This window comes from Bacillus infantis (genome assembly GCF_008180445.1).
GTDB classification, from domain to species: domain Bacteria; phylum Bacillota; class Bacilli; order Bacillales; family Cytobacillaceae; genus Bacillus_AB; species Bacillus_AB infantis_B.
In genome coordinates, this window is record NZ_VTER01000003.1 from 199,169 (window position 1) to 218,195 (window position 19,027).

General features: G+C 47.6%; 15 protein-coding genes. 11 read left to right on the plus strand and 4 right to left on the minus strand.

Features of this window, described 5'->3' with window-relative positions:
- Positions 1-5: 5 nt before the first annotated feature.
- From recG to FZD51_RS05730, 11 genes are all read left to right on the plus strand, one after another.
- Complete coding sequence (gene recG, locus FZD51_RS05670; protein WP_420886215.1) at positions 6-2,054, plus strand: ATP-dependent DNA helicase RecG; 2,049 nt, start codon at positions 6-8, stop codon at positions 2,052-2,054.
- A 108-nt stretch (positions 2,055-2,162) separates the two neighbouring features.
- Positions 2,163-2,732 (plus strand): transcription factor FapR, encoded by a 570-nt coding sequence (gene fapR, locus FZD51_RS05675; RefSeq protein ID WP_148973877.1) that lies wholly within the window; start codon positions 2,163-2,165, stop codon positions 2,730-2,732.
- Positions 2,733-2,769: 37 nt separating this feature from the next.
- Positions 2,770-3,771 (plus strand): phosphate acyltransferase PlsX, encoded by a 1,002-nt coding sequence (plsX, locus tag FZD51_RS05680; RefSeq protein ID WP_148974245.1) that lies wholly within the window; start codon positions 2,770-2,772, stop codon positions 3,769-3,771.
- 35 nt (positions 3,772-3,806) lie between these two features.
- On the plus strand, positions 3,807-4,754 hold the full coding sequence (gene fabD, locus FZD51_RS05685; RefSeq protein WP_148973878.1) for an ACP S-malonyltransferase: 948 nt from the start codon (positions 3,807-3,809) through the stop codon (positions 4,752-4,754).
- Entirely contained in the window at positions 4,751-5,494 is a 744-nt protein-coding gene (gene fabG / locus FZD51_RS05690) for a 3-oxoacyl-[acyl-carrier-protein] reductase (protein WP_148973879.1), read from the plus strand. Before fabD ends, fabG begins: the two co-directional genes overlap by 4 nt.
- 94 nt (positions 5,495-5,588) lie before the next feature.
- A complete protein-coding gene (locus FZD51_RS05695) occupies positions 5,589-5,822 on the plus strand; it encodes an acyl carrier protein (protein WP_009795947.1) in 234 nt (77 codons plus the stop codon).
- 229 nt (positions 5,823-6,051) lie between these two features.
- The gene (rnc, locus tag FZD51_RS05700; protein WP_148973880.1) at positions 6,052-6,831 is read left to right on the plus strand and encodes a ribonuclease III; all 780 of its coding nucleotides are present in this window, start codon (positions 6,052-6,054) and stop codon (positions 6,829-6,831) included.
- A gap of 13 nt (positions 6,832-6,844) precedes the next feature.
- The gene (gene smc / locus FZD51_RS05705; protein ID WP_148973881.1) at positions 6,845-10,411 is read left to right on the plus strand and encodes a chromosome segregation protein SMC; all 3,567 of its coding nucleotides are present in this window, start codon (positions 6,845-6,847) and stop codon (positions 10,409-10,411) included.
- Between the two features lie 80 nt (positions 10,412-10,491).
- Positions 10,492-11,481, plus strand: a complete 990-nt coding sequence (gene ftsY / locus FZD51_RS05710; RefSeq protein WP_148973882.1) for a signal recognition particle-docking protein FtsY — start codon at positions 10,492-10,494, stop codon at positions 11,479-11,481.
- 579 nt (positions 11,482-12,060) lie between these two features.
- Entirely contained in the window at positions 12,061-13,230 is a 1,170-nt protein-coding gene (gene ltrA / locus FZD51_RS05715) for a group II intron reverse transcriptase/maturase (RefSeq protein ID WP_262380734.1), read from the plus strand.
- Between the two features lie 1,278 nt (positions 13,231-14,508).
- The gene (locus FZD51_RS05730; RefSeq protein WP_148973884.1) at positions 14,509-15,111 is read left to right on the plus strand and encodes a kinase; all 603 of its coding nucleotides are present in this window, start codon (positions 14,509-14,511) and stop codon (positions 15,109-15,111) included.
- Between the two features lie 164 nt (positions 15,112-15,275).
- On the opposite strand, the gene FZD51_RS05735 is transcribed toward FZD51_RS05730, so the two are convergent.
- The 4 genes from FZD51_RS05735 to FZD51_RS05750 all read right to left on the minus strand — a co-directional run bounded on the left by FZD51_RS05735 (position 15,276) and on the right by FZD51_RS05750 (position 19,018).
- The gene (locus FZD51_RS05735) at positions 15,276-16,157 is read right to left on the minus strand and encodes a peptidylprolyl isomerase (protein ID WP_148973885.1); all 882 of its coding nucleotides are present in this window, start codon (positions 16,155-16,157) and stop codon (positions 15,276-15,278) included.
- A 67-nt stretch (positions 16,158-16,224) separates the two neighbouring features.
- The gene (locus FZD51_RS05740) at positions 16,225-17,454 is read right to left on the minus strand and encodes a S1C family serine protease (RefSeq protein WP_148973886.1); all 1,230 of its coding nucleotides are present in this window, start codon (positions 17,452-17,454) and stop codon (positions 16,225-16,227) included.
- A gap of 166 nt (positions 17,455-17,620) precedes the next feature.
- Entirely contained in the window at positions 17,621-18,385 is a 765-nt protein-coding gene (locus tag FZD51_RS05745) for a TIGR01457 family HAD-type hydrolase (protein WP_148973887.1), read from the minus strand.
- Between the two features lie 195 nt (positions 18,386-18,580).
- Entirely contained in the window at positions 18,581-19,018 is a 438-nt protein-coding gene (locus FZD51_RS05750; protein WP_148973888.1) for a DUF86 domain-containing protein, read from the minus strand.
- Positions 19,019-19,027: the final 9 nt, after the last annotated feature.

Below are 19,027 nucleotides of genomic sequence, written 5' to 3' on the forward strand. Positions count from 1 at the left end.
ATCAGGTGATTAATATGTTGAACGAACCAGTTACAAGTATAAAAGGAATAGGTGCAGAGACGGCTGAAGCACTGGCAGATATGAATATTTCGACTGTCGGCGCCCTTTTGGAGCATTTCCCGTTCCGCTATGAGGATTACCGGCTTAAAGATCTGTCAGAAGTCAAGCATGAGGAAAGGGTTACAGTGGAAGGGAAAATTCACAGTGAGCCTTTGCTTACTTATTACGGGAGAAAACGGTCGCGCCTGACGATAAGAGTCCTTGTCGGCCGTTATTTGATTCAGGCTGTATTTTTTAACCAGCCTTATTTAAAGAAGAAATTTGCCATCAACGATTCAGTTACGATTACAGGGAAGTGGGATCAGCACCGCCAGATGATTTCCGCCAGTGAAATTCATCTTGGGGAGAATGCAGTTTCCAAGGATTTCGAACCTGTTTACGCAGTGAAAGGCAGCATTACCGTCAAAGGAATACGCAGGTTCATTGGACTGGCATTCAGCCAGTATGCTGACAGCATTGTGGAGACACTGCCTGAGCGGCTTCTTGAGCAGTATAAGCTCTTGAACAGGAAAGATGCCCTCAGGGCGATGCATTTTCCGGGCGGGCCCGAGGATCTGAAGCAGGCAAGGCGCAGATTTGTATATGAAGAATTCTTGTATTTCCAGCTCAAAATGCAGGCGCTCAGAAAATTTGAGCGTGAGCAGTCACAAGGGATCATCCAGACGTATGACCTGAAAAAGCTGAAAGATTTCATCGGATCGCTTCCTTTTCCTTTGACTGGGGCCCAAAAAAGAGTAGTGAATGAAATCCTGTCCGATATGAAATCCCCGTACCGGATGAACAGGCTCCTTCAGGGGGATGTAGGCTCCGGCAAGACGGTCGTAGCCGCAATAGGTTTATATGCAGCAGCAACAGCAGGGTATCAGGGAGCGCTGATGGTCCCGACAGAGATACTTGCCGAGCAGCATGAGAAATCTCTCAAAGAACTCCTCGAACCGCATGGCCTGACGTGTGAGCTGCTGACAAGCTCTGTCAAGGGAAAGAAGAGAAAAGATATCCTCGCCAGGCTGGCGGAAGGGGAAATCGATGTTTTGATCGGTACTCATGCCCTCATCCAGCAGGAAGTCGAGTTCAAGCGGCTCGGATTTGTCATAACAGACGAACAGCACCGGTTCGGGGTAGAGCAGCGCAGGGTGCTCCGTGAAAAGGGTGAAAGCCCTGATGTCCTGTTCATGACAGCGACCCCGATTCCAAGGACGCTTGCCATAACGGTGTTCGGAGAGATGGATGTATCTATTATTGATGAGATGCCTGCAGGCAGGAAGACAATCGAAACTTACTGGGCAAAGCAGGAGATGCTCGACCGGATTCTCCAATTCATGGAGAAAGAGCTTTCAAAAGGGAGGCAGGCGTACGTCATTTGCCCGCTGATCGAGGAATCGGACAAACTGGATGTCCAGAATGCGATCGATGTCCACAGCAATCTGACTTTCTATTATCAGGACCGTTATAAAGTAGGGCTGATGCACGGCAGGCTCCATCCGGAGGAAAAGGATGAAGTGATGAAAGCTTTCAGCCGCAATGAGATCCAGGTTCTTGTATCTACGACTGTCGTTGAAGTTGGGGTCAATGTGCCCAATGCTACCATTATGGTAATCTATGATGCTGAAAGATTCGGGCTGTCCCAGCTGCACCAGCTGAGGGGAAGGGTCGGAAGGGGAAGCGAACAGTCTTATTGCATACTTCTTGCAGACCCAAAATCAGAGGTTGGGAAAGAGCGGATGAAAATCATGTCTGAAACGAATGACGGATTTGTTCTCAGTGAAAAGGATTTGGAACTGAGGGGGCCGGGAGACTTTTTCGGCCGCAAGCAAAGCGGGATGCCGGAGTTCAAAGTGGCTGACATGGTCCATGACTACCGGGCTCTTGAAACGGCACGGAATGATGCATCGAAGCTGATACAGTCCAGCATCTTCTGGGAAGGGCCGGAATATAGGATGCTGAGGGAATATCTTAAAAATACAGGCGTATTCCAAGGGGAAAAGCTTGATTGAAGCAGGAAGCAGACGGAGACAGAACGGAAAAGTTCTGCCTTGCGCTCTGCTTTTTTTTTGTATATACTGCTATTAGTACCTAGTCTTAATATCTCGGCGGTGGAGGATATGAGAAAAAACAAAAAAGAACGCCAGCAGCTGCTGGTTGAAACGATAAAGGATAATCCCTTCATTACAGACGAGGATCTGGCCGACCGTTTTTCAGTCAGTGTCCAGACCATTCGGCTCGACCGTCTCGAGCTGTCCATCCCTGAACTGAGGGAAAGGATCAAAAATGTTGCGGAGAAATCCTTCGAGGATGAAGTCAAATCTCTTCCCATTGATGAAGTCATTGGGGAAATCATTGACATAGAACTTGATAATACGGCCATTTCTATATTTGACGTAAAAGAAGAGCATGTATTCAAAAGGAACCGGATCGCCCGCGGCCATCATCTTTTTGCACAGGCTAACTCACTGGCTGTCGCTGTCATAAATGACGAGCTGGCACTAACGGCTAAAGCCAACATCCAATTTACCCGTTCTGTTCATCAGAATGAGAGGGTGATCGCAAAAGCAAAAGTCGTTGGGATCGACAGCAGCTCTGGCAGGACACTTGTAGAGGTTTCAAGCTTTGCGAACAATGAACTGGTTTTCAAAGGCGAGTTCGATATGTTCCGTTCCCATAGAGAAGCATGAAAATAATCCGTTAACAAGCAGGGGATGATGCAGAATGATGAAAATAGCGATAGATGCAATGGGCGGTGACAACGCCCCAAAGGAAATTGTACTCGGCGCCATGAAGGCTGCTGCCGAATTCAAGGACATACATATTACACTTGTCGGTGACGAAAAGAGAATCAGGGAGCATCTGGCAGAGAGTGAGAGGATTGAAATCATCCACACAGAAGAGATGATCCTTGGCACCGATGAACCAGTCAGGGCTGTCCGTAGGAAGAAGGATGCTTCTATGGTCCTGGCTGCAAGGCAGGTCGCTGATGGCAATGCCGATGCCTGCATTTCAGCCGGCAATACAGGCGCACTGATGGCGGCAGGATTATTTGTTGTAGGAAGGATCGACGGCATTGAAAGGCCGGCACTATCGCCGACTTTGCCGACAATAGATGGCAAGGGATTCCTCCTGCTTGATGTAGGAGCAAATGTCGATGCCAAACCTGAGCACCTACTGCAGTATGCGGTCATGGGCTCGATATATTGTGAAAAAGTCAGGGGCATCTCTAACCCCCGCGTAGGCCTTTTAAATATCGGCACAGAAGAGAAAAAAGGAAATGAACTGGCCAAGAATGCATTTGGACTGATCAAGGATGCCGGGCTTAATTTTGTCGGAAATGTAGAAGCAAGGGACCTTCTGGAAGGTGCGGCAGATGTAGTTGTTACTGACGGCTTTACAGGGAATATGGTTCTGAAGACGATAGAAGGCACCGCCTTATCCGTCTTTAAAATGATGAAAGAAGCGATGACAAGCAGCCTGAAGAGCAAGCTGGCAGCGGCAGTGCTGAAGCCGGATCTTGTCCAGCTGAAATCTAAAATGGACTATTCGGAGTACGGCGGTGCAGGGCTGTTCGGACTGAACGCTCCTGTTATCAAGGCCCATGGGTCCTCTGACAGCAATGCGCTCTACAGCGCAGTCAGGCAGACCCGCGAAATGGTTCAGAATAATGTGGCGGACACAATAAAAGCAGCAGCGGAAAAGCTGCCTGGAGCAGGCAGAGAATAGCCTGCAGATTTCTTTGAAAAGGAGAATCAGAGAAAATGGGGAAAATTGCATTTTTATTTCCTGGCCAGGGCTCTCAGACGGTTGGCATGGGGAAATCTTTGGCAGATTCAGATGATAAAGTAAAAGCTGTCTTTGACCAGGCAGACCAAAGGCTGAATGACAAGCTTTCAAGCCTGATATTTGAAGGGCCGCAGGAGACACTGACATTAACGGTCAATGCCCAGCCGGCGCTTTTGACGACAAGCATTGCCATTTTATCTAAATTCCGTGAATCCGGCATCAAAGCTGATTTTACAGCGGGCCACAGCCTTGGTGAATATACTGCCCTTGTCGCTGCAGGCAGCATTTCTTTTGAAGATGCTGTGCATGCAGTCAGAAAAAGAGGCGAGTTCATGGAAGCTGCGGTTCCAAATGGTGAAGGCACAATGGCAGCAGTCCTTGGCCTTGGCAGAGATGAACTGCGTGCGGTGACAGAGGAAGTTTCAGCGGGAGGGCATCCTGTACAGCTGGCAAACCTGAATTGCCCAGGGCAGATTGTAATATCCGGCTCAAGGCAGGGCGTGGAAGAAGCTTCAGCAAAAGCAAAAGAAGCAGGCGCCAAGAGGGTCCTTCCTCTTGATGTCAGCGGACCGTTCCACTCATCTCTCATGAAGCCGGCAGCAGAGAATTTGCGGGGTGTCCTGGACAGCATCACCGTTTCCGATGCACAAATTCCAGTCATCTCCAATGTCAGAGCCGCGGAAATGACGGAATCAGGGGATATTAAAGAAAAGCTTGTCCAGCAGCTCTATTCCCCGGTGCTGTGGGAGGATTCCATTGAAAGGATGATCGGCCTCGGTGTCGATACATTCATTGAAATAGGCCCAGGGAAAGTTTTATCAGGGCTTGTGAAAAAAATAAACCGCTCAGCCAAAACATATGCTGTTTCAGATGAAGCAAGCTGTGCGGCTGCAATTGAAGCAGTAAAGGGGGAACAGCAATGAAGCTGGATGGCAAGTCGGCGATCGTAACAGGCGCTTCCAGGGGAATTGGCCGCGAAATTGCATTGGAGCTTGCGAGGCAAGGGGCTAATGTGGCAGTTAACTATTCCGGGAGCGAAGCAAAAGCGAATGAGACTGTTGAAGAAATTAAGGCGCTCGGACGGGACGCTTTTGCTGTAAAGGCAGATGTGTCTGACAGTGAGGCAGTAACGGCTATGATGAAAGAGACGCTTGAAAGATTCGGAAGCATTGATATTCTTGTCAATAATGCCGGCATCACCCGTGATAATCTTCTTATGAGAATGAAAGAAGAAGAATGGGATGAAGTCATCAGCATCAATCTCAAAGGTGTCTTCCTTTGCACAAAGGCGGTAACAAGGCAAATGATGAAGCAGCGCAGCGGCAGGATCATCAATGTATCTTCGATCGTCGGCGTCAGCGGCAACCCTGGACAGGCCAACTATGTTGCCGCAAAGGCAGGCGTCATCGGCTTGACAAAAACTTCTGCAAAAGAACTGGCTACAAGGGGAATCACCGTCAATGCCATTGCCCCTGGCTTCATCTCGACTGATATGACGGACAAGCTTAATGAAGAAGTGAAAGAGCAGATGCTGTCAGGAATCCCGCTCGGACGCCTTGGCGAACCTTCAGATATTGCAAAGGTGGCCTTGTTCCTGGCTTCAGAGGACAGCCGCTATATGACGGGGCAGACCCTCCATGTTGACGGCGGAATGGTGATGTAGAGGCCTCCTCTGCAGACAAAAGAAAAAATTGTGAGGCTGGACATTTATTAATCAGCAAAAATGCTCTATAATGTCTTGAGGGGAGGTGACAAGCATGGCAGATGTGTTAGAACGTGTAACAAAGATCATCGTAGATCGTCTTGGTGTTGAAGAGTCTGAAGTAACATTGGAAGCTTCTTTCAAAGAAAATCTTGGCGCAGATTCCCTGGATGTAGTTGAACTGGTTATGGAACTGGAAGATGAATTCGATATGGAAATCTCTGACGATGATGCAGAAAAGATCGCAACAGTCGGCGACGCTGTGAATTACATAAAAGCTAATGTGTAATCGTTAGATTGAGCAAAGCTCCGTTTTGAACGGGGCTTTCTTCTATAAAGGCGGATACAGGGATGATTCACATGCCGGCAGTGCCCGCGCTTCCTGATGAATCGGCCCATTGGTCCAAGAGGCTGGAAGCTGCCTGGAATAACCAGGATGCTTTCAGGTTTTTTTGCGTTTTTAAGATTTATTACGTAAACTGATAATGTATGTAAACTATTAGCAAGGTGGAGGCAATATGCGCAAGAACAATAAAGACCAAGAGAAAAAAGCATACCGCGCGGCAGAAATGCAATTCAGGGAGTTCCAGAAGAAAATCGGGATTTCCTTTGATAATGAAAAGCTGCTGAAGCAGGCTTTTACACATTCATCGTATGTGAATGAGCATCGGAGAAAGCCGTATGAAGATAATGAACGGCTGGAGTTTTTAGGGGACGCCGTACTTGAACTGACTGTATCCCAGTTTTTATACAAGAAATATCCCATGATGAGCGAAGGAGAGCTGACCAAGCTGAGAGCGGCAGTTGTATGCGAGCCATCTTTGGTTGCATTCGCCAATGAGCTTGAGTTCGGGAAGCTCGTCCTTCTCGGCAAAGGGGAGGAAATGACAGGCGGAAGAGAGCGTCCGGCTTTGCTTGCAGATGTGTTCGAGGCATTTATCGGCGCATTATACCTGGAAAAAGGGATAGGGACAGTCATCGATTTTTTAGAACAAACGGTCTTTCCAAAAATCAATTCGGGTGCTTTTTCTCATGTGATGGATTTCAAGAGCCAGCTTCAGGAGCTCGTCCAGCGTGATGGAGCGGGTTCAATTGAGTATAAGATCCTTCAGGAAAAAGGCCCTGCACACAGCAGGGAGTTTGTCTCGCGTGTTTCCTTGTCAGGGAATGAGCTCGGGACCGGGACAGGCAGATCGAAAAAAGAAGCAGAACAGCACGCGGCCCAGATGGCGCTGGAGATTTTAAAATCCCATTTGCAGAATGACCCAACATCCCAAGAAAATCAACCGAGAAGCTAGGAGGGATATATCAGTGTTTCTGAAACGGCTAGATATTGCAGGCTTTAAATCCTTCGCCGAGAAGTCCTCTGTCGATTTTGTCCCAGGCGTGACAGCTGTTGTCGGCCCGAATGGGAGCGGTAAAAGCAATATTACAGACTCCATCCGCTGGGTGCTTGGCGAGCAGTCCGCAAAGTCCCTGAGGGGATCGAAAATGGAGGATATCATCTTTGCCGGGAGCGACAGCAGGAAATCGCTAAACTTTGCGGAGGTGACCCTGACCCTTGATAACGAAGACCAGTTCCTCCCGCTTGATTATAATGAAGTGAGTGTCACGAGGAGGGTCTACCGCTCAGGGGACAGTGAATTTTATATAAACAGCCAATCATGCCGCCTGAAGGATATTATCGATCTGTTCATGGATTCAGGCCTTGGGCGGGAGGCATTCTCCATTATAAGCCAGGGCAAGGTAGAAGAAATCTTAAACAGCAAGGCTGAGGACCGGAGAAGCATTTTTGAAGAAGCGGCCGGGGTCCTGAAATATAAAACAAGGAAGAAAAAGGCGGAGGCCAAGCTTCTTGAAACCCAGGAAAACCTGAACCGGGTGAATGATATCGTCTATGAGCTCGAAAGCCAGGTGGAGCCTCTGAAGATCCAGTCTTCCATCGCCAAGGACTTTCTGCAGCAAAAAGAAGAGCTGGAAAAAATCGAAGTCGCCCTTACAGCCTTTGAAATTGAGGACCTTCACGGAAAATGGGAGGCTCTTTCCGCCGTGCTTGAAAAGCTGAAAAAGGAAGAAGAAGCTTTGGGCGGTGCGATCGGGGAAAAGGAAGCTGAAATCGAAGTGGCAAGGGCAGGCATTTCAGACCTTGATGAGTCCATCAATGATCTGCAGGGTGTGCTGCTTCATGCCAGCGAGGAGCTGGAAAAGCTCGAGGGCAGGAAAGAGGTCCTCAAAGAACGGAAGAAAAATGCTTCCCATAATAAAGAACAGCTGAAGAGAAATATAGAAGAGCTTGGGGCAAAGGAAGCTTCTCTTAAAGAAAGAAAAGCCATGCAGCAGGAGATTGCCGATGTTCTTCAGAAAGAGGCAGCTGAGCTTCAGAAAAAGCTGAGAGAAAAACAGGCTGAGCTGAAGCTTTATAGTGAAAATACAGAAGAAAAAATCGACTCTCTCAAGAGTGATTATATTGAATTGCTGAACAGGCAGGCTGCTTTTAAAAATGAATTTCAATATATCGGCCAGCAGCTGGCCCAGCAGGGAGCAAGATCAACCCGGCTAGAGTCAGACAATGAAAAGTTTCTTTCGGAACGGAAGCAGATAGAAGATCAAAAGAAAGAAATCATCGGCAGGCTTGAACAGATACAAGGTGAGCTTGAGGAACAGGTCGGCGTTTTCAAGAATGAGCAGGCCAAGACCGAATCTTTGAAAACGAACTATCAGAAGCAGGAAACGACTCTTTACCAGGCATATCAGTATCTTCAGCAGGCCAAGTCCCGCAAAGATATGCTGGAAGAGCTGGAGGAGGACTATTCCGGCTTCTTCCAGGGAGTCAAAGAAGTGCTGAAGGCAAGGGGCGGCGCACTTAAGGGCATCGAAGGCGCGATTGCTGAGCTGATTGCGGTGCCGAAGCAGTATGAGACTGCGATTGAAACCGCTCTTGGCGGTGCAATGCAGCATGTTGTGGTAGCGAACGAAGAGAATGGCCGCAGCGCCATCCAGTTCCTGAAGAAGCATTCATACGGCCGGGCGACCTTCCTGCCTCTGAATGTCATTAAAGGAAAGTCGCTGTCACAGGGCCAGCTGCAATCGCTAAAGCTGCATCCTTCCTTTATCGGTGCTGCCGCTGACCTGGTATCTTTTGATTCAAAGTATGAGGAGGTCATCAAAAACCTTCTCGGCAATGTCATAGTTTCAAAGGATCTAAAGGGAGCCAATGAAATGGCAAAGATCCTTAATTACAGAAGCCGTTTTGTCACAATGGAAGGCGATGTTGTAAACCCGGGCGGCAGCATGACAGGCGGTGCCGTCAAGCAGAAATCCTCTTCTTTGCTCAGCCGGAAGACAGAGCTTGAGGAGCTGAAAGAGCGGTTGGCTGAAATGGATTCCAAGACGCAGCTGCTGGAAGAGCAGGTGAAAAGGGTCAAGGGAGACATAAACAAGCAGGAAGAGCTGATTGAAAACCTGCGCAGATCAGGGGAAGAACTGAGGCTGAAGGAGAACTCCCTGAAGGGCGATCTCCGGGAAGTGGAAATGGCTGAGAAGAACATAAATGAACGCCTTTCCTTGTATGATATGGACAAGTCGCAATCTGCCGAAGAGTCCCATAAGCTTTCAGCCAGGAAATCTGAACTTGAGCTTGAGCTTGAGAAGATGCAAAAAAGCATCACAGGCCTGGAAGAAGAAATCGAGGTGCTCACACAGCAGAAAAACACTAGGATGACCTCCAAGGAAACGCTCATGGACATGATCGGCGAGCTTAAGATTACGCTGGCATCCAAAAACGAACAGCTGAACTTCGCTAAAGATACTTTCGCATCCATTGAGGCGGAGCTGGCGGAAACATCCGAGAAGCTTCAGACCTTCAAGGAAGATTTGTCACTGCTGTCATCAGAGCTGACCAGCAGCTCTTCAGGAGAAGAAGTGCTCGAGGAAGCCGCAAGGAAGAAGCTGAAAGATAAGCAGGAAGCCATCGACTTGATTTCTTCCAGGAAAGAGGAGCGCCTTAAGCTCCAGGAAACACTTGAAGACCTGGAGCTTTCAGCCAAGGAGCTTCGCCGCCTTCATAAGGGAATGACGGAGAGCATGAAGGATGAGGAAGTCCGGCTGAACAGGCTGGATGTAGAACTGGATAACCGCCTTGCCCATCTAAGGGAAGAATATCTGCTTACCTTTGAAGCCGCAAAGGAAGAGTACCCGCTCCACATCCCTGCCGAGGAAGCGCGGAAAAAGGTTAAGCTCATCAAGTTGTCGATTGAGGAGCTTGGGACAGTGAACCTTGGATCGATCGAGGAATATGAACGCGTATCAGAGCGCTATGAATTCCTTTTGGCCCAGAAGAATGATCTGCAGGAAGCGAAGGACACTCTCTTCCAGGTAATTGATGAAATGGATGAAGAAATGAAAAAAAGATTCAGGCAGACATTTGAAGGCATCAGATTCCATTTTGAATCTGTCTTCCAGGCCCTGTTTGGCGGAGGCAGGGCAGATCTAAAGCTGACACAGCCTGACGATCTGCTTAATACAGGCGTTGATATCGTCGCCCAGCCGCCAGGCAAGAAGCTGCAGAATCTGGGGCTCTTATCAGGCGGGGAGAGGGCGCTCACGGCAATCGCGCTGCTATTCTCAATCCTGAAGGTGCGCCCCGTACCGTTCTGCATCCTTGATGAAGTGGAGGCTGCGCTCGATGAAGCCAACGTCCAGCGCTTTAGCCAATATTTGAAGAGATACAGTGAGGAAACACAGTTTATCGTCATCACCCACCGCAAAGGGACGATGGAAGAAGCGGACGTCCTGTATGGTGTAACGATGCAGGAATCCGGTGTTTCAAAGCTTGTCTCAGTCAGACTTGAAGAAACCCGGGAGCTTGTCCCGCAATAGACAGGCAGGAGGCTGCCGGAAAAGGGGTGCCCGCTCTTTTTCCGGCGATACATACAGATGAATGAGAAGGAAGTGAACAGATGAGTTTCTTTAAAAAACTGAAAGATAAAATTACGAAGCAAACCGATACAGTGACAGAAAAATTCAAGGATGGCCTGACAAAAACGAGGGATAATTTTTCCGGCAAGGTCAATGATCTTGTAGCGAGGTACAGGAAGGTTGATGAGGACTTCTTCGAAGAGCTTGAGGAAATCCTCATTCAGGCCGACGTAGGCTTCGACACGGTCATGGAGCTTGTTGAAGAGCTGAGAATGGAAGTGAAGCGCAAAAACATCCAGGACCCGCAAGGCGTGCAAAGCATCATTTCCGAGAAGCTGGTTGAAATATATGAGGGAAGCGGGGAAGCATCTTCCGCTTTGAATATCCAGGAAGGCGACCTGACAGTCATCCTGTTCGTCGGTGTCAACGGGGTCGGCAAGACAACCTCCATCGGCAAGCTGGCACATAAGTTCAAGCAGGAAGGAAAAACCGTTCTCATGGCTGCAGGGGATACCTTCCGGGCCGGGGCAATCGAGCAGCTTGAAGTATGGGGAGACCGTGTCGGCGTCGACGTCATCAAGCAGGCAGAAGGATCTGATCCGGCAGCTGTTATGTTTGATGCCGTCAGGGCGGCAAAGTCAAGGAATGCAGATATCCTTCTTTGTGACACCGCAGGGCGGCTGCAGAACAAGGTCAACCTGATGAAAGAGCTTGAGAAAGTCAAGCGGGTAATCGAAAGGGAAATCCCCGGCGCCCCGCATGAAGTATTGCTCGCCCTCGATGCAACAACAGGCCAGAATGCCATGATCCAGGCAAAAACCTTCAAGGAAGCAACAGATGTGAGCGGAATCGTCCTGACAAAGCTTGATGGCACCGCAAAAGGCGGCATCGTCCTGGCCATCCGCAAGGAACTCGACATCCCCGTCAAATTCGTCGGCCTCGGAGAAAAAATGGACGACCTGCAGGAATTCGACGCAGAACGCTATGTCTACGGCCTATTCGCTGACATGGTCGAGAATGCGGAAGAGTAAATAATAAGAGATCAGCAGCTGCAAAGGCAGCTGCTTTTCAGTTTGGAGAAAAAGGTAGCATTAAAAGTTTTTTTGCTACCCTTTGCCTTTTATTTAGTAAGAAAGAACTTGCTGCAAAATTAATTTGAAACCCGTTGATTGGAGTGGAAGGCACGAAGACTCCTGGAGCGACCGAGCATAGGTCATAACATATAACGGGTGGGATTCCCGTCGAGAAAGAACTAGCCATTCACTTGTAGCGAGTCTTGGAGGGCAAGTGGCAACACTTTGCCTTTAAGCGTAGACAGCGAGGTAATGGGCCGTAAGCCGTATGGTTGAAGGGATTGAGCTCCGAAATTCGTGCACAATTGGAAGGCCGATGTGTTCAGGAGTACAGAAGGCAACACCGTCTGTTTCGATAAAGGCAAGAAACAAACGGCTTCCCGCAAGTGATAACAAAGCAAGGGCTGTCAAATGCTTAAAGGAAGTCGGATAGCCTCATAGTACCAATGAAGTCGGGTAACTCTGACGGAGGGAAGGCGGCTACCTGTCATTGCCCTTGAAAGGGAAACATTAACTGCACACAGAGGTAGATAAATAATGGAAACGAAACTAACAAGGATAGCGGAACTAGCCAAACTGAATCCAGACTTGGTCTTTACGTCCCTGGCACATCTTCTTAACGAAGACTTTCTCAAACAGTGTCATCATGAACTGCCTTCAGGAAAAGCCACAGGGATAAATGACGTGACCAAAGAGAAATACGGAGAAGAGCTGGGCAAGAATATCCAAGGACTAGTGGAACGTTTAAAGCGGCAGGCCTATCGGCCTGTACCAGTAAAACGTACTTACATCAACAAGCCGGGTACGAAGAAGAAAAGACCGTTAGGTCTGCCTGACCACGAGGACAAAATCGTCCAACGCGCGGTGACAAAGATTCTTAATGCCATCTATGAAAATGACTTCCTTGATTCATCATTTGGATTTCGTCCGAACAGGAGCTGTCATGACGCATTAAAGATTCTGAACGTCTATATTGAAGGACGATACACCAACTATATCGTAGATGCCGACATTAAAGGTTTCTTTGATAATGTTGACCATGGATGGATGATGAAATTCCTGCAGCACCGCATCAACGATGCGAGCCTWCTTAGAATTATTGCCAGATTCCTCAAAGGAGGATACATGGAGGAGGGCGAATACTTTGATTCGGATAAAGGCACCCCACAGGGAGGTGTCATTTCACCTATTCTGGCCAACGTGTATCTTCACTACGTCTTGGACCTCTGGTTCGAAAAGACTGTGAGGAAACAATGCAAAGGACAGGCTTATATTGTTAGGTATGCGGACGATTTCGTGTGCTGCTTCCAGCTTAAAAGTGATGCGGAAGCCTTCTATCTAGCTCTACTCAAACGACTGGATAAGTTCAATCTCGAAGTGGCTCAAGATAAGACGAAAATCATTCCTTTTGGAAGGTTCGCAGAAAGAGACTGTAAACGAAATGGTCAGGGGAAGCCGCCTACGTTCGACTTTCTTGGGTTCACTCATTACTGTAGTGAAAGCAAGAAAGGAAAGTTCAGAGTGAAGCGCAAAACCAGCCGCAAGAAGCTGAATGCCAAACTAAAGCAACACAAAGAATGGCTTAAAATCCACCGGACCACGAATATAAGAGATATTATGGGTAGAATATCCAGGTCTCTTATCGGCTACTACAACTACTACTGNACTTCCTGGATAGAATCCGGAAACTACTCTTTAAGTGGATGAATCGGAGAAGCCAAAGGAAGTCTTTCAGCTGGGAGAAATTTAAATTATTCCTTGAAAAGTACCCTTTGCCTAAGCCGAGGATAAAAGTGAATATCTATAAACTAAGAGATGACATTGGTTATAGTCTGTGAAGGATGATAGGAAGAGCCGTGTGCGGTAATACTGCACGCACGGTTCTGTGAGGAGTGAGGAGCACTGCAGGGAAAACTGAATGTGCTCCCGCTTACTCGACCGGGATCACAGCGAAAATGTTGAGACCCCACAGCGCGCAGCGCGAGGAGGCTCAACTTCGCCCCGCGGAAAGCGAAGTGCCTGCAACGCAAATCAACAGCCCCCTTTAACAACATTAACTCTTCTAAAAAATCTTTCTGTTTTCTTTAAGTGAAAGCTGCCCAAAAAATTATAAAAACCCTGTTGATTGGAGTGCAAGGCACGCAGACTCCTGCGGGAAATAGCGGCAGGGCTGAGACCCCGCAGCGCGTAAGCGTGAGGAGGCTCAGCGCCGCCCCGCGGAAAGCGAAGTGCCTGCAACGCAAATCAACAGCCCCCTTCAACAACAAGAACCTTCTAAAAAATCTTCCTGTTTTCTTTAAGTGAAAGCTGCCCAAAAAATTATAAAAACCGGTTAATTAGAGTGGAAGGCACGAAGACTCCTGCGGGATCACAGCGAAAATGTTGAGACCCCACAGCGCGCAGCGCGAGGAGGCTCAACTTCGCCCCGCGGAAAGCGAAGTGTCTGCAACGCAAATCAACAGCCCCCTTTAACAACATTAACTCTTCTAAAAAATCTTTCTGTTTTCTTTAAGTGAAAGCTGCCCAAAAAATTATAAAAACCCTGTTGATTGGAGTGCAAGGCACGCAGACTCCTGCGGGAAATAGCGGCCGGGCTGAGACCCCGCAGCGCGTAAGCGTGAGGAGGCTCAGCGCCGCCCCGCGGAAAGCGAAGTGCCTGCAACGCAAATCAACAGCCCCCTTCAACAACAAGAACTCTTCTAAAAATTCTTCCTGTTTTACTAAAATGAAAGCTGCCCAAAAATTATAAAAACCGGTTAATTAGAGTGGAAGGCACGAAGACTCCTGCGGGTCGCAGCGAAAATGTTGAGACCCCACAGCGCGCAGCGCGAGGACGCTCAACTTCGCCCCACGGAAAGCGAAGTGCCTGCAACGCAAATCAACAGCTCCCTTTTAGGCAGTGTTTTTACAATCCTGGAAAAATTGTACACAATAAAAATTCCATGCTAAGATTTCAGAGATAACAAGAAACGGGAGGAACGGAAAATGGATATCAACCACCTTAAGCAAGCACTCGAAAAAGGGCTCCAAAACGACCGGTTCATCCTCGGAATAGATGGACTCAGCCGCTCAGGAAAAACCACACTCGTCAATAAACTCAAACAATGGCTGCACAAAGAAGGACACCCCGCAATCATCTTTCATCTCGATGATTATATAGAAGACCGGAATAAAAGATACAACACAGGAAACGAAGAATGGTACGAATACTACTCTCTACAATGGGATGCAGAATACTTAAAGCAGGAGCTGTTTTCAAAAGTACATACCGGAAAAGAACTTACGTTAAAATTCTACGACGAACAAAATGACAGCCACTACCTTAAAAATACCACCATCCCCCGGAAATGCCTCATCATCATCGAAGGCGTTTTCCTGCAGCGTCCCGAATGGAAAAACCATCTTGATTATATCGTTTACCTGGATTGTCCGAGGGAGGCAAGATTCAAACGCGAAAAAGAAGCCACCAGACAAAAAGTGGACAAATTCAAGAACAGATACTGGAAGGGTGAAGATCATTACTTAGAAACTGTCCGGCCGCTGGAAGGGGCAGACCTGGTCGTCAGCCAGCCGGTGCAGCCTGTTTAAACTTAAAAGCAAAAGCCTGATAGTCTGTCCATCAGGCTTTTCCAATGAGAATTTCTCTTATTCATTCGGGCAGCCGCTGCTCCGTATCCCCGAAGGTATAGCCAGGCTTTTTCGCTTTGCTGTTGTCTTTTGTCCAGAAATAAGGGGAGAGGCTGCTCCAAATCTTAGGCATTCATATTTTTCTCGATTTTATATTCTTCCTTTTTCTCTTCAAGCCAGTTATAATACTCAGTCTGCATCCTTTCATCAAACAATGCCTTTTTTGCTGCCTCTTTACTGTCTTCGTACACAGCTTCTTTTGCTTCCTTTTTATCTTCCACTTTGATGATATGGTAGCCGTAATCGGTTTTGACAGGCCCGCTTATTTCATTAGCTTTCATTGCAAATGCAGCTTCCTCAAACGCGGCCTCCATCTCTCCCTTTCCGAAATAACCGAGCTCGCCGCCTGATTCGGCATTAGAAGCATCGGTGGAATATTCTTTTGCCAGCTCAGCAAAATCTTCCCCTTTGTCCAGCTTGGATTTGATTTCTTTTGCTGCCGCTTCATCTTCCACAAGGATATGGCTTGCCTTTACCTGCTCCTGCTGGGCAAACTGATCTTTATTTTCATCAAAATAAGCTTTGATCTCCTCTTCTTTCAAATCAATTTGCGGCTCGAGGAGCTTTTCTGTTTTTAAGTATTTTTCTATATCCTCTGCTATGCCGGCTTCTGTAACACCACTCTGCTCAAGTGCAGCTTTGAAGCCCTCCTCGCCGCCATATGATTCTTTCAGATTTTTCAGCTCTTCTTCTTTTTCCTTGTCGCTTATTGTTATTTTTTCCTTCTTTGCCTCCATTTCAATGATCTTGTCCGTTACAAGCGCGTCCAGAGCCTCATCTCCATATTGCTTGACCAGCAGGCTGTAAAGCTCTTCTTTTTTAATACTTTCGCTGCCCACACTTGCTACAGCCGGCTCCTTTGAAAGAAAGAAGGCAGCAGTGCCTGCAGCTGCCAAAATAAGCACCAATATCCCTAACCCGATTTTCTTTGTTAAAAACCCCATCATAACTTCCTTTCCTGTCTGTTATTTAAAATGTCCGCCGGCATAGGCGGTGAGGTATCTATTCTCCCTTTTAATCGGTAATTGTTTTAGTCCCCAATTCCATTGTAATATTCATTTTTTCCCCATTTCGGTAGAGTGACAGCTCTGCTTTATCGCCTGTTTTCAGCTTGGTATACAGATATTTCCTGAAGTCATCCGGACTGCCAACCTCTGTATCATTAATGGAGACAATCACGTCCCCCGTTTTCAGGCCTGCCTTGGCTGCAGGAGATTCAGGGTCTATATTGGCAATGAATGCTCCTTTGGTGACATTCTGCGGAAGGTTTTGCAGATATCCTGGAGGAACTTCCTGAAGACCTGCTAGACCGACCCCTGCATAAGGGCGCTCCACTTTGCCATTTGCCATGATTTCGTCCACGATCGGCTGAAGATCATTTGAAGGGATGGCGAAACCAAGTCCTTCTACCCCGCTTTCGGAAATTTTCAGGCTGTTGATGCCGATTACTTCACCTGTAGTATTTATCAGTGCTCCTCCGCTGTTCCCCGGATTAATCGCTGCATCAGTCTGGATGACATTCATATCCCAGCTGCCAGCAGATGTGTCAACAGAGATTGAGCGGTCCACCGCACTGACAATTCCCTGTGTGACTGTTCTTGAAAGGTCAAGTCCGAGCGGGTTTCCTATCGCAAGCACCTGATCTCCAGGCCTCAGCTTGGAAGAATCACCAAAGGCCAGCAGATTATCGGCATACTTTTCATCCATCCTTAACACAGCCAAATCTGTCAGTGCATCTGCCCCAACCAGCTCTGCCGTTGTTTTCTGGCCGTCATGAAGGGAGATATCAATCTTGCTTGCCCCCTCGACAACATGGTTGTTTGTCAGGATATAGGCGCTTCCATTCTCTTTTTTAAATATCACACCTGAGCCTGAACCGCTTTCCACCGTCTGGCTGGTGTTTGAAAATTGATTAGTTCGATTCTCCGATTTTACGATTCCGACAATCGCTTTTGATGCACCTTCGACTATATCAGCAAGAGAGCTTTCTGTATGAGCACTAGTCTGCTCAGGAATGATGCCCGTTTTATTGGCATCAGCGGCGCTGGATGCCTGTCCTCCTGAAACATCCTGGCTTGCGGCTGCCTGAGGGAACTGGTCCCTAATATAATCAGTGTAAGGTGCCGCATACAATGTCAGAGCAGAACCGACCACCCCGGCTGCAACAACTGACAGTATGCCTTTGCCCTTCTTTTGCTTTGATTTTGTTTCTTCCTGGTTATATTTATCATTGGAATCCATCATTCTGAATCCTCCTAATAGATTATTTAATACTTTGCTTGGTTTTTATATTACCGGGCAAATATGACCAAACTGTTACCAAATTGGGAAGGGATGCAGAAGAATATGGGAAGAAATCATGCACAAAAAAAAGCCGCAGAATTTCTGCAGCCATTCTTTCGTGCCTATATCAAAGCTTCCATTGGTCGAGCGAATCCATGACATATGTCGGCTTCTGTTCATAACCTTCCAGCAGTTCCTTTGTAGTCACGCCTGTATGGACAAGAAGGGTATCCATCCCGGCATTCATCCCTGCCAGTATGTCGGTATCATAGTTGTCGCCTACCATCAATGTTTCTTCTTTGCTGGTACCGATCACCTTTAATGCCTGCTCCATGATGATCGATTCAGGCTTGCCGATGAACAGCGGTTCGGTTTGGGTCGAAACGGTGATTACAGAAGTAATAGAGCCGTTGCCTGGCAGGAATCCCCTTTCAGTCGGAAGCGCGATATCGCCATTGGTGGAAATGAATTTTGCGCCCCTGCGCACGGCCAGACAGCCGATGGCAAGCTTTTCATAGTTGATTGAACGGTCAATCCCCACAACTACATAATCTGCATCTTCATTCGCGAATGAAAGGCCTTCATCTTCAATCGCCGTGCGGATCCCTTCTTCCCCAATGACATATACAGAGGCATCCTTCTTTTCTTCCGCAATGAAGCTTGCTGTTGCCATGCTTGTCGTAAAGACCTGCTCTTCTTCAGCAGGTATATCAAAATCCCTCAGCTTCGCAGCAACCTGCTGGGGAGTGCGTGAAGAGTTATTGGTCACGAACAGATAAGGAATGCCTCTTTCTTTGAGCTTTTTGACGAAATCAGCGGCTTCCTGGATCAATTCTGTTCCACGGTACATAGTCCCATCCAAATCAATTAAATAACCTTTATAATCCTTCAAAAATATCCAACTCCTGCCTGTGATTGCCTCATTCATATTTTGTTTTGCCCCTGTTTAAAAATAAAATGCAAAAAAAGCCCTTTTCCAAGAGCCTTTTTTGAATAGCGTCTTATTCTGCCAAGGCCAAAACCATAAGGTCTTGGCTTTAGTATAAAGGAAAAGGCTTTTCCATCCAAAGGATTCAGCTTTTCCAGGTCAGTTCTTGAAAGCCGATACCGGTCCAAGTTCATTGAGGATATATGACCTTACAGCGGGTGCGAATCTTTTAATATCATCGAGATGATCAGCAAAAGCTTTCTGCAGCTCCGCATGGCTGATGCTTGTATAGTTTTGGACAAGCTCCTTGCGGTATTGGATGATCGCTTTAAAGCTGCCTGCCATATCGCTTGAGATCACTTTTTCATCTTCAAGGATATCCACGATATCTTCATAGCTGCCCGGGTCCCTCATAATAAAGCCGTCTATTATGCTGTTGCCGACATCAAGGATCGCTTCGATCAGCAGATGGGAAACCCGTTCCAGTGCTGCCCTTTCAATCTCGCTGTCCCAATTGTCCTTTCCCTCGAAAAGGGCAGTCTGCTTTTCAAAAAATACGAGTATCTCTTCAATCTTTTCCCTGTCCACAAAATACATAAAGGTTCA

Bases quoted from the DNA above. Each gene is read 5' to 3' on its own strand.
- plsX (WP_148974245.1), top strand. From the start codon at position 2,770: ATGAAAATAGCGATAGATGCAATGGGCGGTGACAACGCCCCAAAGGAA.
- FZD51_RS05750 (WP_148973888.1), bottom strand. From the start codon at position 19,018: ATGTATTTTGTGGACAGGGAAAAGATTGAAGAGATACTCGTATTTTTT.
- ftsY (WP_148973882.1), top strand. From the start codon at position 10,492: ATGAGTTTCTTTAAAAAACTGAAAGATAAAATTACGAAGCAAACCGAT.
- fabD (WP_148973878.1), top strand. From the start codon at position 3,807: ATGGGGAAAATTGCATTTTTATTTCCTGGCCAGGGCTCTCAGACGGTT.
- fapR (WP_148973877.1), top strand. From the start codon at position 2,163: ATGAGAAAAAACAAAAAAGAACGCCAGCAGCTGCTGGTTGAAACGATA.
- fabG (WP_148973879.1), top strand. From the start codon at position 4,751: ATGAAGCTGGATGGCAAGTCGGCGATCGTAACAGGCGCTTCCAGGGGA.
- FZD51_RS05735 (WP_148973885.1), bottom strand. From the start codon at position 16,157: ATGATGGGGTTTTTAACAAAGAAAATCGGGTTAGGGATATTGGTGCTT.
- rnc (WP_148973880.1), top strand. From the start codon at position 6,052: ATGCGCAAGAACAATAAAGACCAAGAGAAAAAAGCATACCGCGCGGCA.
- FZD51_RS05695 (WP_009795947.1), top strand. From the start codon at position 5,589: ATGGCAGATGTGTTAGAACGTGTAACAAAGATCATCGTAGATCGTCTT.
- FZD51_RS05730 (WP_148973884.1), top strand. From the start codon at position 14,509: ATGGATATCAACCACCTTAAGCAAGCACTCGAAAAAGGGCTCCAAAAC.
- FZD51_RS05740 (WP_148973886.1), bottom strand. From the start codon at position 17,454: ATGATGGATTCCAATGATAAATATAACCAGGAAGAAACAAAATCAAAG.